Origin of the sequence: Mycobacterium scrofulaceum (assembly GCF_002086735.1) — a bacterium.
Lineage (GTDB): Bacteria > Actinomycetota > Actinomycetes > Mycobacteriales > Mycobacteriaceae > Mycobacterium > Mycobacterium scrofulaceum.
This window is the reverse complement of sequence record NZ_MVIJ01000041.1, coordinates 23,146-38,138: the sequence shown is the minus strand read 5'-3', so window position 1 is coordinate 38,138 and position 14,993 is coordinate 23,146. Positions and strand designations below refer to the sequence as shown.

Annotated in this window: 17 protein-coding genes; 5 read left to right on the top strand and 12 right to left on the bottom strand. The window is 69.1% G+C overall.

Features of this window, described 5'->3' with window-relative positions; translation table 11 throughout:
• The first annotated feature begins 26 nt into the window (after positions 1–26).
• Positions 27–1,118 (top strand): acyltransferase family protein, encoded by a 1,092-nt coding sequence (locus tag BST44_RS22095; RefSeq protein WP_083179223.1) that lies wholly within the window; start codon positions 27–29, stop codon positions 1,116–1,118.
• Positions 1,115–2,218: an acyltransferase family protein gene (locus BST44_RS22090; protein WP_083179222.1), complete on the top strand. Its 1,104-nt coding sequence runs from the start codon at positions 1,115–1,117 to the stop codon at positions 2,216–2,218. Before BST44_RS22095 ends, BST44_RS22090 begins: the two co-directional genes overlap by 4 nt.
• Here the strand turns inward: BST44_RS22090 and BST44_RS22085 are convergent.
• From BST44_RS22085 to BST44_RS22060, 6 genes are read right to left on the bottom strand one after another with little or no spacing between them, the layout of a single operon-like run.
• Positions 2,175–2,567 carry a hypothetical protein gene (locus BST44_RS22085; RefSeq protein ID WP_083179221.1) on the bottom strand — a complete coding sequence of 131 codons (393 nt, stop codon included), beginning with the start codon at positions 2,565–2,567 and terminating at the stop codon, positions 2,175–2,177. The two genes, BST44_RS22090 and BST44_RS22085, sit on opposite strands and share 44 nt — an antisense overlap.
• A complete protein-coding gene (locus BST44_RS22080; protein ID WP_083179220.1) occupies positions 2,564–3,478 on the bottom strand; it encodes a metallophosphoesterase family protein in 915 nt (304 codons plus the stop codon). The genes BST44_RS22085 and BST44_RS22080 overlap by 4 nt, the downstream gene beginning before the upstream one ends.
• Entirely contained in the window at positions 3,475–3,861 is a 387-nt protein-coding gene (locus BST44_RS22075; protein ID WP_142274635.1) for a cupredoxin domain-containing protein, read from the bottom strand. Before BST44_RS22075 ends, BST44_RS22080 begins: the two co-directional genes overlap by 4 nt.
• Before the next feature lie 30 nt (positions 3,862–3,891).
• Complete coding sequence (locus BST44_RS22070) at positions 3,892–4,593, bottom strand: Rieske (2Fe-2S) protein (RefSeq protein ID WP_083179218.1); 702 nt, start codon at positions 4,591–4,593, stop codon at positions 3,892–3,894.
• The gene (locus BST44_RS22065) at positions 4,590–5,141 is read right to left on the bottom strand and encodes an RNA polymerase sigma factor (RefSeq protein WP_083179217.1); all 552 of its coding nucleotides are present in this window, start codon (positions 5,139–5,141) and stop codon (positions 4,590–4,592) included. Before BST44_RS22065 ends, BST44_RS22070 begins: the two co-directional genes overlap by 4 nt.
• A 45-nt stretch (positions 5,142–5,186) precedes the next feature.
• Entirely contained in the window at positions 5,187–6,602 is a 1,416-nt protein-coding gene (locus BST44_RS22060; RefSeq protein WP_083179216.1) for an NAD(P)-binding protein, read from the bottom strand.
• 119 nt (positions 6,603–6,721) lie between these two features.
• Here BST44_RS22060 and BST44_RS22055 point away from each other — a divergent pair, with 119 nt between their 5' ends.
• From BST44_RS22055 to mmsB, 3 genes are read left to right on the top strand one after another with little or no spacing between them, the layout of a single operon-like run.
• Positions 6,722–8,242 carry a CoA-acylating methylmalonate-semialdehyde dehydrogenase gene (locus BST44_RS22055; protein WP_083179215.1) on the top strand — a complete coding sequence of 507 codons (1,521 nt, stop codon included), beginning with the start codon at positions 6,722–6,724 and terminating at the stop codon, positions 8,240–8,242.
• Between the two features lie 4 nt (positions 8,243–8,246).
• The gene (locus BST44_RS22050; RefSeq protein ID WP_083179214.1) at positions 8,247–9,407 is read left to right on the top strand and encodes an acyl-CoA dehydrogenase family protein; all 1,161 of its coding nucleotides are present in this window, start codon (positions 8,247–8,249) and stop codon (positions 9,405–9,407) included.
• A gap of 12 nt (positions 9,408–9,419) precedes the next feature.
• Entirely contained in the window at positions 9,420–10,304 is an 885-nt protein-coding gene (mmsB, locus tag BST44_RS22045; RefSeq protein ID WP_083179213.1) for a 3-hydroxyisobutyrate dehydrogenase, read from the top strand.
• A 3-nt stretch (positions 10,305–10,307) separates the two neighbouring features.
• Here mmsB and BST44_RS22040 read toward each other — a convergent pair whose 3' ends face one another.
• The 6 genes from BST44_RS22040 to secY form a co-directional block, all read right to left on the bottom strand.
• Positions 10,308–10,814, bottom strand: a complete 507-nt coding sequence (locus BST44_RS22040) for a MarR family transcriptional regulator (RefSeq protein ID WP_083179212.1) — start codon at positions 10,812–10,814, stop codon at positions 10,308–10,310.
• Between the two features lie 39 nt (positions 10,815–10,853).
• A complete protein-coding gene (locus BST44_RS22035) occupies positions 10,854–11,570 on the bottom strand; it encodes an anti-sigma factor family protein (RefSeq protein ID WP_142274639.1) in 717 nt (238 codons plus the stop codon).
• A 38-nt stretch (positions 11,571–11,608) separates the two neighbouring features.
• On the bottom strand, positions 11,609–12,142 hold the full coding sequence (locus BST44_RS22030; protein ID WP_083179210.1) for a sigma-70 family RNA polymerase sigma factor: 534 nt from the start codon (positions 12,140–12,142) through the stop codon (positions 11,609–11,611).
• Between the two features lie 149 nt (positions 12,143–12,291).
• The gene (gene map / locus BST44_RS22025) at positions 12,292–13,095 is read right to left on the bottom strand and encodes a type I methionyl aminopeptidase (RefSeq protein WP_083179209.1); all 804 of its coding nucleotides are present in this window, start codon (positions 13,093–13,095) and stop codon (positions 12,292–12,294) included.
• A gap of 2 nt (positions 13,096–13,097) precedes the next feature.
• Entirely contained in the window at positions 13,098–13,643 is a 546-nt protein-coding gene (locus BST44_RS22020; RefSeq protein ID WP_083179208.1) for an adenylate kinase, read from the bottom strand.
• Entirely contained in the window at positions 13,640–14,965 is a 1,326-nt protein-coding gene (secY, locus tag BST44_RS22015; RefSeq protein ID WP_083174664.1) for a preprotein translocase subunit SecY, read from the bottom strand. Before secY ends, BST44_RS22020 begins: the two co-directional genes overlap by 4 nt.
• Positions 14,966–14,993 lie beyond the last annotated feature (28 nt).

The following is a 14,993-nucleotide window of genomic DNA, read 5'->3' as shown; positions in this document are numbered from 1 at the left end:
TCCGGGGGCGATGTGGGCGGAGGCCAATGACCCTCGGGCACGTGTTCGATCCGCGGAAGAACGCCCTCAACGCGCTGCGGCTGGCGCTGGCGGCCGAGGTGATGCTATGGCATTGCTGGCCCTCCACCGCCCGCATACCGCCCGCCCCGGTTCTCCAGGTCTTTTTCTCGGCAGGGGTCGACGGCTTCTTCGCGATCTCGGGCTTCCTCATCACCAGGAGTTGGCTGGCCGACCCGCGCGTGCGTGACTACCTCGCCGCTCGCGCCCTGCGCATCTTACCCGGCTACTACGTCTGTTTGCTGGTGACGGCATTCGTCTTCGCGCCGCTCAGCGTGCTGATCCAGGGCGGCTCGGCGTGGCCGCTGCTGCGCTCCACCGCCCCCCTCGGGTACGTCCTGAAAAACGTCGGCGTCGCCTATTTGCAACGGGACGTCGGCGGGACACCACGTGGGATCCCGCACTCCGGCGTCTGGAACGCCTCGATGTGGTCACTCATCTGGGAAGTGCTGTGCTACCTCGCCGTCGCCGGCATCGGGCTGGCCGGTCTGGCCAACCGCCGGTGGCCCCCCGCCGCGATATTAGCCCTGGGGGTGGTGGCGGCCACGCAGCTGCCGCCGCTGACCTTCCCCGGCGTGTGGACCGTGCCGCAACTCGCCACCCGATCGGCCATCACGTTCGCGGCCGGCTCGCTGCTGTATCAATGGCGCGACGTGATTCCGGCCCGCTGGTCGTTGGTCGGGGTTAGCGTGGTCATCGTCTTCGCGGCCGGCCTGCTGCCGGATTACCGGGTCGTCGCGGCCCTTCCGCTGGCGTATGCCGTCATCGTGCCGGGCGCCCTGCTGCAAAACAAGCGGCTGCGGTTGCGAACGGACCTGTCCTACGGCCTGTACATCTACGCGTTCCCCACGCAGCAGATGCTGGCCGTCTGTGGCCTCGCGGGCCTCAATCCATTCGTGTTCTTCGTCCTAAGCGCCGTGGGTACGCTGCCGGTGGCCGCGCTGAGCTGGTTCGTGGTCGAGAAGCCCTCGCTGTCCCTCAAGAGCCGGCTCAAGCAGAAATGGACCGCGACTTCGAATGAATGTGATCGCTCTCCCGCATCGACAGAGGCTAGGACATGAACCTCGAACAGGCTTTCGACACTCGGCAGAATGCGCTCAACGCCTGGCGGCTGATACTGGCGACCACGGTGATCGTCGGTCACTCGTTCATCCTCACGGGTCACCCATGGATTGGCGCGCATTACCTCGCCGACGGCGGGGTCGACGGCTTCTTCGCCGTCTCGGGGTTCCTCATCACCGCGAGCTGGCTTCGCCACCCGCACCTGCGCGACTATTCCGCGGCCCGAGTCCTGCGCATCCTCCCTGGCTACTACGTCTGCCTGGTCGTCACCGCGTTCGTCATCGCGCCGATCGGCGTGGCGATACAGGGCGGCGCGGCGCTCAAGCTCCTGCTCTCCACCGCGCCGGTCGAGTACGTCGCCATGAACAGCGCGGTGGTCCTGCTCAAGGCCGACGTCGGCGGGACGCCCCAAGGGGTCCCCTATCCGGGGAGCTGGGACAGTTCGCTGTGGACGTTGGCTTTCGAGCTGGCGTGTTATGCCGTGGTCGCCGCTATCGGCATGGCCGGGCTTGCCCACCGCCGGTGGGTCTCTCCGGTGATATTGGCGGTGGCGGTCGTCGGCGAGGCGCTATCGCCGCCCGTCGCGCCGGACCAGCCGTGGGCGGGCCAGTTCGCCGCGGTGACCGCGCGCTTCGCCGTCATGTTCGCGGCGGGGGCGTTGCTCTACCAGTGGCGTGACAAGATACCTGCCCGCTGGTGGCTCGTCGCGGTGAGCGCCGCCGTCGTCACGTTGGGCGGCACCCTGCTTCCGCATTACCGGCTGCTGGGTGGGATTCCCCTCGCGTACGCCATCATCGCCTCCGGTGCACTACTGAGGCACAAACGTCTGAGGCTGCGTACTGACCTGTCGTATGGCGTTTACATCTACGCCTTCCCGATCCAGCAGTTGCTGGTGATCTCTTGGCCAGGCCGCCCGAATCCGGTTGTGCACGCGATCGTGGCGACGATCGCCACGCTCCCGGTAGCCGCGCTGAGCTGGTTCCTGGTCGAGAAGCCCGCCATGTCGCTGAAGTCTCGGCTGTTGAGCAAGTGGGCGACCGCCGAGGCGGTCGATCTCATGGTTGATGAGCCGACCGACGAGCTTCCCGAGCCCGCCTGACCGCCCAATCCCCCGCCCACAACAGCACCGTCAGCAGTTCCGCGCCCACACTGATCGCGGGGTAGGGCGCCGGATCCCAGCCCCGCTCGGAAAACCCCAGTAGACCAACGGTTCTCGACGAGGCGAACCCCACCAGCGAGCCGCCCGCGACGGCGGCGCCGGCCCAGCGCAGCCATTCGGGGCCGCCGAAAAGGATCAGCAGGGCAAGGGCGAACGACGCGCTGGCCTGCACAAGGAAAGCAGATCCGATGTCCGGGATGTGCCGGTAGCCATGGACATACAGGTAGGCGTGGGCGGCGCCGGTGACCACCAGCGACGCGGCCATGCCGATGCGGAGCAGAACAGTCATTGCAGCGCGCGCTCTTTCAACGCCAGAGCGGTTTCGCCCGGGGTGTAGCTCACCTCGCGGATGCCGAGCGCGTCGCGGAGCTTGCCGGCGGGCAGGGTGACCGGCTTGGGCGCCGGCCCGTCGCCGGGCCGCGGCAGCGGGTATGCGGTCGTCGTCCCGCTGTAGAACGTCACCTTGCCCTCCGTCTTGGAAAACAATTGGTGCACATGCCCGTTGAGGCAGGTGACCGACGAGAACCGGCGCAGGTAGGACAGCGCCTGGGCGGCGTCGTCGGTGCCCCAGCCCCAGTTGGGGTACATCGCGAAGAGCGGGATGTGGCTGAACACGATGATCGGGGTGTCGCTCGGCAGCCGCGCGACGTCCTTTCGGACGAAGTCGAGCTGGTCGGCGCCCAGGTGCCCGAGCTTGCGCAGGTTCAGCGTGTTGACCAGTGCGATCACGTGCACGCCCGCGATGTCGAAGCTGTACCAGCCGTCACCGACGGAGCCCACGCCGAAGGCGTTCCGGTACTTCTGCCCCGTGTCGTCGACCGAGTCGTGTTCCCCCGGAACGGTGAACACCTGCGGCGTTTTTAGGGCGCCCATCATCTGCTTGACCTGATCGAACTGCCCGGGGGTGGACAGGTGGGTGAGGTCGCCGGTGTGGACGACGAAATCCGGTGTGTAGCCGAGGTTGTTGACCTGCTCGATCGCGTGGCCGAACGTGCCGGTGACGTCCGGGTTGGGCGCCCCGGTGAAGCCGATATGGCTGTCGCTGATCTGCGCGAACCGCAGCGTGGGCCGGGCGTGCGAGCGCTCGGCCGCCGCCGCGACATGCGAAATGACCTCGCCCCCAACGACGGAGAACCCGACCGCCGCCCCGAACCACGCCGTGTGCCGCACCAACTGGCGGCGGCTCATGTTGGGGTTCATCGCGTCACCACCACGGTCCCGTGCATCATCGGGTGGATCGAGCAGACGTAGTCGAACGTCCCGGCGTCGGTGAAGGTGTGGCTGAACGTGGCCCCGGTCCCCATCCCGGGCGAATGGAACGAACCGTCGCTCGCGGCCACGGTGTGCGGTTCCTCGTCGCGGTTGGTCCAGGTGACGGTGGTGCCGACCGCGACCATCAGCGTGGCGGGCGCGAAGGCGAAGCCGTCGATGTTGACCTGATTGCCGCTCACCGGAGCCGCGGGCGCCGTCACCGAGCCCACGGGCGTGCCGCTACCGGAGTCGGCGGCGGGCCGCGAAGCCGAGCACCCCGCCAGGAGGACCGCGGCCGCCAGCGCGACCGTCGAAAGCTTTCTCAGCGTCATGCCCAGGAATAGGGCGGCGCGTTACACCGCTCAGGCGGGCTGGTCGGGGCGCGCGGGCGCGAACACCTCGATGACGCCGTCGACCTCGCGAACCAGCAACGGCGGCAACGGTTTCGGGGCGATCGGCAACTGATGGGTGAGCACCTGCCCGCTCGGCGCGAACGACGTCGAGTGGCAGGGGCAACGCAGCGTGTCGTCGGGCGCGTCGAACCACAGCCGGCATCCTTGGTGGGTGCACACCCCGGAGACGGCCCGTGGCTTGCCGTCCACGCGGCGGACGAACCCGCTGACCGAACCGAGATCGAACGGGTGCATGGCCCCATCCGGCACGTCCGAGCTGGCCGCCACCCGCTGCCACGTCCCCACATTCGGAGTCAGCGGCGCATCGTCGGCGGCGGGGCGGCCACCGGATCGACCGGCGATCACGGCCCGGTCGATGGACACCGCGGTGACCGCCGCGGCCGCGGCGGCCGACGTGCCGACGAGGACGTGGCGGCGGGTGCTGCCGTGCTTGGGCGCCGCTTGCGGCGGCGAGTCGGACATCTGCTCGGCGATGCGCCGATGCAGATCGTCGAGGAATTCCTGCCGCGGGGCCTCGCCCCGGCGCCCGGCCGCCCGCAGCTCGATCGCCGTGCGCAGCTGCGCCGCCTCGAAGTCGTCGGGGGCGAACGCCCGGGGCCGACGTCCCCGCAGCACGTCGTCGACGTAGCGGCGCAGCCCTCGCGCGTTCATGGCGGTCCCCCATCGTTGACCTGTGCCGCCAGCCGCAGGGCGCGATGCTGGAGCACCTTGGCGTTGGCGACGCTGACCCCGAGCTTGGCGGCGGAGTCCTTGATCGAATGGCCTTGCAGGAAGCGCAGTTCCAGGATGTGACGATACCGGTCGGGCAGGCCGTCGAGGACCCGGGCGACACGCTGCGGCGCGGTGCTGATCGCCTCCTCGCTATCCGGTGGTTGTTCGATGTCGTCGATCGAGGTTATCTCCCGGCCCAGGGTCTCCCGCCAGTGCGCGGCCAGCACCGTCCGCGCGGTGGCCCGCAGGTAGGCGCGCACCTCGCCGGCGCTGGCGGTCAGCCGCAGCGGTCGCAGCGCGGCGAGGAACACCTCGGCGGTGAGGTCCTCGGCGTCGGCCCGGTTGCCGACCCGGGCGTACAGCGTGCGGTAGACCCAGGACGCGTTGTCGGAGTAGACGGCCTCCCAGTCGGGATAGCCGTCGCCTAAGCCACCGTCGGGCACCGCGCGCAGCGGACGCGGGCCGACGTGTTCGTTTGGTGCCGCCACGTGCCTCCTCCACCCGACGAATATCGGGTCGGGTTACACCGGGTATCACGGCGTGGCGAGCGAGGTTTGTTCACCGAGCAGCGCGTCGAGTTTGGTGGCGGTGGCCGAGAACACCGACTTGGCGATGCCCAGTATGCGATCGCGCACCCGGGGCTTCGCCGACGCCGGCGGCAGCAGGTGGCCGATCAGGTGGCCGAACAGGTCCAGCCGCGCCGCCGACATCCAGGCGGTCAGGTCCGGGTCGTCTAGCCAGCGCAGCTGGTTGGCGTAGTCGGCCTGCGCCAGCCGCAGCCAGTCCAGGTCGGTGTCGGGGTGCGGCAACGGCACGCACAGCTCGTTGCGCGCCGGGTCGTCGCGGTACGCTGCCTCGACATGGGCGATCAGCGCGGCGCTGAAGATCTGCTGGCATCCGCGTACGCTTTGCAGCGTGATCCGGCCCGCATCGAAAATCGGTGTCGCGGGCCGCTTTTCGGCGCCGTCGGCGGTGCAGTCGATGTACAGCGCGTCGCCGTCGCGCGCCGCCGTTCCGCCGTCGAGGACCATCCGGTCCTCCTCGACCCGCAGCAGGTGGCCCATCCGCACCACGTCGCCGATCCGTCGTAGCTGTTCGAGTTCGGCGCGGGTGACGGTCGCGCAGCGATACATGGTCGGCCGGACCGCCGGATCGATCCGCAGCAGGCCGCCGGATTCCTCGAGCCGGGCGAACAGGTCGTCGACCGACGTGGCGTCACTGATCGCGCGCAACTGCGCGATGAAGCTGATCTTGATCCGCTCGGCGAACAACGACCCGGGCTGCATCCTCGCGCGATCCAACAGCCAGGAGTCGCGGGGCATGATCCAGGTCAGCCGGTCGGGCGCGATGCCCTGGCCCAGCAGCCACAGGCAGGTGTCGATGCCGGTCTTGCCGGCCCCGACGACGACGTAGCGCTGGTGCGCGCGGAGCTTCGGCAGGTCGTTTGGCGGCACGCAGGTGACGCCGGGGGCGACCGGGTAGGGCGGCGGGCGCATCGCGGGCACCGTCACCCGCATGTAGGTGGCGTCGACGATGCGGCGCGCCACGTCGACGGCGTAGTCGGCGCCGGCGAGCGTCGTGAAGCGGCCGTCTCCGCGGTATTCGCTCATCGGGAAGTAGGTGACGCGACCGCTGGCCAGCAACTGCCGTCGCAGCACCTGGTCGTAGTAGGCGCACACCTCGCCGGCGGTGGCCAACTCGTAAAGGCCTTGGTTCCAGCCGATTTCGTCGATGGAATCAGTGCCGAGGCGCAGCGAGTTGACGCCGTAGAACGCCGAGGGCTGATGCAGCCGCACGAACGGGTAGGCCATCGTCCAGTGTCCGCCCGGCTGGTGGTTGCGGTCGACCAGCACCACGCGGGCTTCCGTCTCGGTCACCAGCGTGTCGACGAACGCCATGCCCATGGCGCCCGCGCCGACCACCAGGTAGTCGGCCTCGATGGTGCGCATACGCCTGGAGGCTAGCGCGCTCAGCCGATGTCGGCCCACCCCGTCCTTGCGGCGCCTGGCCGCGGTTACTAGGATATCCAAGTATCCGCCTCTCACGCGCGTAGGAACCCGAGGACACCATGACCACACAGATCCCCCACTTCATCGACGGGCAGCGCACCGCCGGTCGGTCCACCCGCACCGCCGACGTCTTCAACCCCAGCACCGGCGAGGTGCAGTCGCGGGTGCCCATGGCGGGCAAGGCCGACGTCGACGCCGCGGTGGCCTCGGCCGTTACGGCCCAAAAGGATTGGGCCGCATGGAATCCGCAGCGCCGCGCGCGGGTATTGATGCGATTCGTCGACCTGGTCAACGACCACATGGACGAGCTCGCCGAGCTGCTGTCCCTCGAACACGGCAAGACGCTGGCCGACGCGCGCGGCGACGTCCAGCGCGGCATCGAGGTCATCGAGTTCGCCATCGGGATTCCCCACCTGCTCAAAGGCGAGTACACCGAGGGCGCCGGGCCGGGCATCGACGTCTACTCGCTGCGCCAGCCGCTCGGGGTGGTCGCGGGCATCACGCCGTTCAACTTCCCGGCGATGATCCCGCTGTGGAAGGCCGGGCCGGCCCTGGCGTGCGGGAACGCGTTCATCCTCAAGCCCAGTGAGCGCGACCCTTCGGTACCGGTGCGGCTGGCCGAGCTGTTCGGAGAGGCGGGCCTGCCACCCGGCGTCTTCCAGGTGGTGCACGGCGACAAGGAGGCCGTCGACGCGATCCTGCACCACCCCGACATCCAGGCGGTCGGCTTCGTCGGGAGCTCCGACATCGCGCAGTACATCTACTCGACGGCCGCGGCCACCGGCAAGCGGTCGCAGTGCTTCGGCGGCGCGAAGAACCACATGGTCGTGATGCCCGACGCCGACCTCGACCAGGCCGTCGACGCGCTGATCGGCGCCGGGTACGGCAGCGCCGGCGAACGGTGCATGGCGATCAGTGTCGCCGTTCCGGTCGGCGAGCAGACCGCGAACCGGTTGCGCGCCAGGCTCATCGACCGGATCAACAACCTGCGGGTGGGACACAGCCTCGACCCGAAGGCCGACTACGGCCCGCTGGTCACCGAGGCCGCGCTGGCGCGGGTGCGCGACTACATCGGCCAGGGCGTGGCGGCGGGCGCCGAACTGGTTATCGACGGCCGTGAGCGGGCCAGCGACGATCTGACTTTCGGCGACGCCAACCTCGAGGGCGGATTCTTCATCGGCCCAACGCTGTTCGACCACGTCACCCCGGACATGTCGATCTACACCGACGAGATCTTCGGTCCGGTGCTGTGCATCGTGCGCGCCCATGACTACGAAGAGGCGCTGCGGTTGCCGTCGGAGCACGAGTACGGCAACGGCGTGGCGGTGTTCACCCGCGACGGCGACGCCGCCCGCGACTTCGTCTCGCGCGTGCAGGTGGGCATGGTCGGCGTGAACGTCCCGATCCCCGTCCCGGTGGCCTACCACACCTTCGGCGGCTGGAAGCGCTCCGGGTTCGGCGACCTCAACCAGCACGGCCCGGCGTCGATCCAGTTCTACACCAAGGTCAAGACCGTCACGTCGCGGTGGCCCTCCGGCATCAAGGACGGCGCCGAATTCGTCATCCCGACAATGGATTAGGTACATGTTCACCCTCAACGACGACGAACGCGTCATCACCGAGACGGCGGCCGCGTTCGCCGCCAAGCGCCTCGCCCCGCACGCGCTGGAATGGGATGCCGCCAAGCACTTCCCGACCGACGTGCTGCGGGAGTCCGCCGAGCTGGGCATGGCGGCGATCTATTGCCGCGAGGACGTCGGCGGCAGCGGGCTGCGCCGGCTCGACGGGGTCCGCATCTTCGAGCAGTTGGCCATCGCCGACCCGACCACGGCGGCGTTCCTGTCCATCCACAACATGTGCGCGTGGATGATCGACAGGTTCGGCACCGCCGAACAGCGCAAGGCCTGGGTGCCGCGGCTGGCGGCGATGGACGCCATCGCCAGCTACTGCCTCACCGAGCCGGGTGCGGGGTCGGACGCCAGCGCGCTGAGCACCCGTGCCGTGCGGGAGGGTGGCGACTACGTGCTCGACGGCGTCAAGCAGTTCATCTCCGGCGCGGGCGCCTCGGACGTCTACGTGGTGATGGCCCGGACCGGTGGCGACGGGCCGCGCGGCATCTCGGCCTTCGTCGTCGAAAAGGGCGCCGCCGGGCTGAGTTTCGGGGCCCTGGAGGAGAAGATGGGCTGGCACGCCCAGCCCACCGCGCAGGTGATCCTCGACGGCGTGCGGGTGCCGGCCGACGCGATGCTGGGCGGCGCCGAGGGTGAGGGCGCCGGCTTCGGCATCGCGATGAACGGCCTCAACGGCGGCCGGCTCAACATCGCGGCGTGCTCGCTGGGCGGCGCCCAGTCCGCGTTCGACAAGGCCGGCGCGTACGTCCGGGACCGGGCCGCTTTCGGCAAGGCCCTGCTCGACGAGCCCACCATCCGGTTCACCCTGGCCGACATGGCCACCGGGCTGGAGACGTCGCGAATGATGTTGTGGCGGGCCGCGGATGCGCTGGACAACGACGACCCGGACAAGGTCGAGCTGTGCGCGATGGCCAAGCGCTACGTCACCGACACCTGCTTCGAGGTGGCCGACAAGGCCTTGCAACTGCACGGCGGCTACGGCTATCTGCGTGAGTATGGTCTCGAAAAGATCGTTCGCGATCTGCGGGTGCACCGAATCCTGGAGGGGACCAACGAAATCATGCGGGTCGTCATCGGGCGCGCCGAGGCTACGCGGATGCGCGCGGGCGCGTAGAAAGGTCTTCAGATGACCGAGCACCTGACGGTGGCCTTCCTGGGCCTGGGCCATATGGGCGGCCCCATGGCGACGAACCTTGTCGCGGCCAAGCATGCCGTGCGCGGATTCGATCCCGTTCCGGCCGCGTTGTCCGCGGCGGTCGAGACCGGCGTCACCGGATTCGACAGCGCCGCCGACGCGGTGGCCGGCGCCGACGTGGTGATCACCATGCTGCCCAACGGCGAGCTGGTGAAGCGCTGCTACGCCGACGTCCTGCCGGCCGCCACGCCGGGCGCGCTGTTCATCGACAGCTCGACGATCTCGGTCAGCGACGCCCGCGAGGTGCACGCGCTGGCCAGTGGGCACGGCATGGCGCAGGTGGACGCGCCGGTATCGGGCGGGGTCAAGGGCGCCGTCGCCGGCACGCTCGCGTTCATGGTGGGCGGCGACGGCGACGCCCTGCAGCGCGCCCGGCCTGTGCTGGAACCCATGGCGGGCAAGGTCATTCACTGCGGCGCGGCCGGGGCCGGGCAGGCCGCCAAGGTGTGCAACAACATGGTGCTGGCCGTGCAGCAGATCGCGATCGGCGAGGCGTTCGTGCTGGCCGAAAAGCTCGGGCTTTCGGCGCAATCCCTCTTCGACGTCATCACCGGCGCGACCGGGAACTGCTGGGCGGTGCACACCAACTGCCCGGTGCCGGGCCCGGTGCCGACGTCGCCGGCCAACAACGACTTCAAGCCCGGTTTCGCGACCGCGCTGATGAACAAGGACCTGGGCCTGGCCATGGACGCGGTGGCCTCCACCGGTTCGGCGGCGCCGCTGGGCCGCCACGCCGCGGAGATCTACGCCGAGTTCGCCGAGGCCCACGGCGCCCTGGACTTCAGCGCGGTCATCCAGATGCTGCGGGAAGGCTAAGCCTCAGAAATCGCCCGCGTCGCGGCGCAGCGTCTCGATCGAGGAAACCAGTGCACCCGCTTCCGCCTCCGACATCCCGATGTCGGCGAACACCTGCTCGTTGAGCGTGACCGTGGCGTCCTCTACCGTCGAGCGGCCCAGGTCGGTGATCTGCACCAGTGTGGTGCGCCCATCGGTGGGGTGCGGCACCCGCTGCACCAGTCCGTCGGCCTCCAGCCGCCGGATCGCGTGGGTCACGCTGGTGACGTGGACCTGCAGCCGGTCGGATGCCTTGGTGATCGGCAGCGCGCCCGCCCGGCTGAACGCCAGCAGCCTCAGCAACTCATATCGGGAGAAACTCAGGTCATAGGGGCGCAGCGCCGTCTCGACGCGGGCCAGCAGGATCTGATGCGCGCGCATCACCGATGTCACCGCGACCATGCCCTGCGCCACGTCGGACCAGCCGGAACGCTCCCAGTTGGCGCGCGCCGCCGCGATCGGGTCCCGCTTGCGCGGTCGTGAGGCAGCCACGCCCCTTCATACCGCACCCGGGAGCCGACGGCGAAACCCCTACATCGAGTGCTGCAGCAGAACCTGGCCGCTCTCGGCGGCGACCACCTGCACGGCGGCGATCTGGTCGACGGGTGTCGAGATGCTGCCCGCGGGCGTCGCGGTGTGGCCGGGCTCGGCGACCCAGGTCGCCAGCCGGGTCTGGCTGCCGTCGCGGCCCACCACCACCATCGCCAGCGTGTCGTGGTGCGCGTTGAGCGGGGCCAGGCACACACACCGCAGGTTGATGGAGGTCCCCCAGTGCTGGCTGGACAGCTGCACCGTCGACGTCAGCAGCGTGGTGCCCACCTGTGCCATCGGCGCCGCGGACGCGGTCACCTGCTGCGAGGACGACGAATACCCCTGCACCCCGACGAACACCCCGATCGCCAGCACCACGGCCGCGGCCGACGACGCCACCCACGTGACGATCCGCGTGCGGCGTCGGCGCCAGCTCACCTTCGCCAGCAACGACGTCAGCAGCTCTGGTGAGAGCTCCGGCGTCACCGATCGGGGACCGGCGTCATTGATCGCGGCCACCTCGTCCGGGCCGAGCTGCGAGAGCAGGGCCGGCACGCCACTCAGGTCGGCGACCGCCTCGCGGCAGGCCGGGCAGTGCGCCAGGTGCGCCTCGAATTCGCGCCGCTCCGCGGCCGACAACGAGCCCAGCACGTATGCGGCGTCCCACATCACGTATGGATCATCCGGGGGGCCGAGGCCCCGTAGCGGCGTCTTCATCTCATCCATTTCTCTGACCCTTCAAGCATTCGGAGGCCCTAGCGGGTGACCCCGAGTTCCTGCAGAGTGAGCCGCAACGCCCGCACGGCGTAGTGTAACCGCGACTTCACCGTCCCCTCGGCGATCCCGAGGTCCGCAGCAATCTGTGCGGTGGTCCATCCGCGGTAGTAGGACCGTTCGATCACGGCCCGATGCTCGGTGGACAGTTGCACCATCGCGTCGGCTATCAGCAGCTTGTCCAGCGCCGCATTGACCTCGTCCGGCGTCGACCGTTCGGGCGCGCCCGCCTCGTCCGTCGAACCGACGACGTTGCGGAACCGCGCGCTGCGCCGGTCGTCGATGATCATGTTGCGGGCGACCGTGAACAGCCACGCCCGCGCCGAGCGCTCCGTGTCCCCGACGACCTCGGGGTGCTGCCAGGCCCGTAGCAACGTCTCCTGCACGACGTCCTCGGACTGGCTCGCGTCCCCGGTCAGCCGGAGCGCGTACCGCCACAACACCGCTGCGTGCTCGTCGTAGAGCGCCTTCATCAGAGCGGCTTCAGCAGCCGCGTTGCCAGCCACACGCGCCACTCGATCACCTCCGATTACTGAAACGAGGCGAACCGCGGCTCGGTTCAATTCGCCGCGACCCGCCTCGCCCGGCTGCGCCGCGCTCGCGATCGCGGCCGTTCAATCGCCGCGACCCGCCTCGCCCGGCTGCGCCGCGCTCGCGATCGCGGCTAGTTCAGCAGTGTCAGGATGCGCGGCCCCGCGTCGGTGACCGCCACGGTGTGTTCCCAGTGTGCCGCGCGGGACCCGTCGGAGGTGGTCACGGTCCATTCGTCGTCGAGCACCACGGTCTTGCCCGTTCCCAGGGTCAGCATCGGTTCGATGGCCAGCACCGACCCGGGCGCCAGCAGGGGGCCACGGCCGGGCGAGCCCTCGTTCGGCAGGAACGGGTCCATGTGCATGTGCCGCCCGATGCCGTGGCCGCCGTAGCCCTCCACGATTCCGAACGCCCGCCCGTGCCGTTCCCCGGCCGCGCGCGTGCCCGTTTCGATGGCGTGCGAGACGTCGGTCAGCCGGTTGCCGGGGACCATCGCCGCGATCCCGGCCTCCAGCGATTCCCTGGTGGCGTCGCAGAGCGCCTGATCGGCGGCGTCGAGGGTCCCGACGCCGAACGTGATCGCGGCGTCGCCGTGCCAGCCGTCCAGCACCGCGCCGCAGTCGATGGACACCAGGTCACCCGGCGCCAGGATCTCTCCGGCCGACGGGATCCCGTGCACCACCCGCTCGTTCACCGAGGCGCAGATCGACGCGGGATAACCGTGATAGCCGAGGAACGACGGGATCGCGCCGGCCTCCCGGATCACCGACTCGGCGATCTGGTCGAGGCCCAGGGTCGACACCCCGGGGACCGCGGCCGCCCGCACCGCCTGCAGCGCGGCCGCGACCACCGCCCCCGCCGCGGCCATCGCGTCGACTTCGCCGGGGGTGCGCTGCGGCACGACTTTGCGACTTCGCAGCCGCGCCAGCGGGCTCACGGTTACTTGCCCAGCGCTCGTAGCGCGCGGGCGAACACCTCGTCCATGGTGCCGATGGCGTCGACCGTCTTGAGTTCGTCGCGGTAGTACTCCAGCAGCGGCGCGGTCTCGTCGCGGTAGACCTTCATCCGGTTCAGGATGACGTCGTCGGTGTCGTCGGCGCGGCCACGTGACTTCAGCCGTTGCAGCAACTCCTCCTGCGAGACGCGGAACTCCAGCACGGCGTCGATGTCGGTGCCGCGGCGTTCGAGCATTGCGTGCAGCGCCTTGGCCTGCTCGGTGGACCGCGGGAACCCGTCCAGGATGAAGCCGTTGGCCGCATCGGCTTCGCTCAGCCGGTCGTCGACGAGCTGGTTGGTCAGCTCGGAGGGCACCAGGTCGCCGGCGTCCAGGTAGCGCTTGGCCTCCAGGCCGAGTTTGGTGCCGTTCTCGATGTTGCTGCGGAACAGCTCTCCGGTGGAGATGTGCGGGATCCCGAGCTTTTCCGAGAGCTTCTGGGCCTGCGTTCCCTTACCCGCCCCCGGCGGCCCCAGCAAAACGACTCTCACTTGAGGAACCCTTCATAGTTGCGCTGCATGAGCTGGCTCTCGATCTGCTTGACCGTATCCAAGCCGACGCCAATCATGATCAAAACCGCGGTACCGCCGAACGGCAAATTCTGAACCGCTCCGCCATTGCCGATTTGCAGGAACAAATTCGGCAGCACCGAAATGGCGCCGAGGTAGATCGAGCCCGGCAGGGTAATCCGGCTCAGCACATAACGCAGGTAGTCGGCGGTGGGCTTGCCCGGCCGGATGCCGGGGATGAACCCGCCGAACTTCTTCATCTCGTCGGCACGCTCGTCGGGGTTGAACGTGATCGACACGTAGAAGTACGTGAAGAAGATGATCAGCCCGAAGTAGATGCTGATGTAGATCGGGTCGCTGGGGTCGGACAGGTAACTGCCGACGAACTTGTCCCACCAGCTGTTGCCCACCCCGCCGCTGCCGCTGCGGATCAGCTGCGTGATCAGGTGCGGGATGTAGATGAGCGACGACGCGAAGATGACCGGGATGACGCCGGCCTGGTTGACCTTCAGCGGCAGGTACGTCGACGTTCCGCCGTACATGCGCCGGCCCACCATGCGCTTGGCGTACTGCACCGGGATGCGGCGCTGCCCCTGCTCGACGAACACCACGCCGACGATGATGGCCAGGGCGGCGACGCAGACGGCGGCGAAGATGGCCCCGCCGCGGCTGTCCAGGATGGTCTTTCCCTCGGACGGGATGCGGGCCGCGATGCCGACGAAGATCAGCAACGACATGCCGTTGCCGATGCCCCGCTCGGTGATCAGCTCACCCATCCACATCACCAGCGCCGCGCCGGCCGTCATCACCATCACGATGACCACGAGCGTGAAGATGCTCTGGTCGGCGATGATGTCCAGCGAGCAGCCCTGCAGCAGTCCGCCGTTGGCCGCCAGCGCCACGATGCTGGTCGCCTGCAGGACCGCCAGCGCGATGGCGAGGTACCGGGTGTACTGCGTCATCTTGGCCTGACCGGACTGGCCCTCCTTGCGCAGTTCCTCGAACCGCGGGATGACCACGGTGAGCAGCTGCACGATGATGCTGGCGGTGATGTAGGGCATCACCCCGACCGCGAACACCGTCAGTTTCAGCAGGGCGCCGCCGGAGAACAGGTTGATCAGCGAATAGATCTGCCCCGCGGCGCCGCCGCTGGCCTCCTTGATGCATTGCTGGACGTTCGGGAAATTGACGCCGGGGGACGGCAGAGCGGCGCCCAGCCGATAGAGGACGACGATGCCCAGCGTGAAGAGGATCTTCCGTCTCAGGTCGACTGTCCGCAGCGATGAGATGAAAGCCGAAAGCACTCTTCCTCCTGCGCAGCCCGGGGGGTCT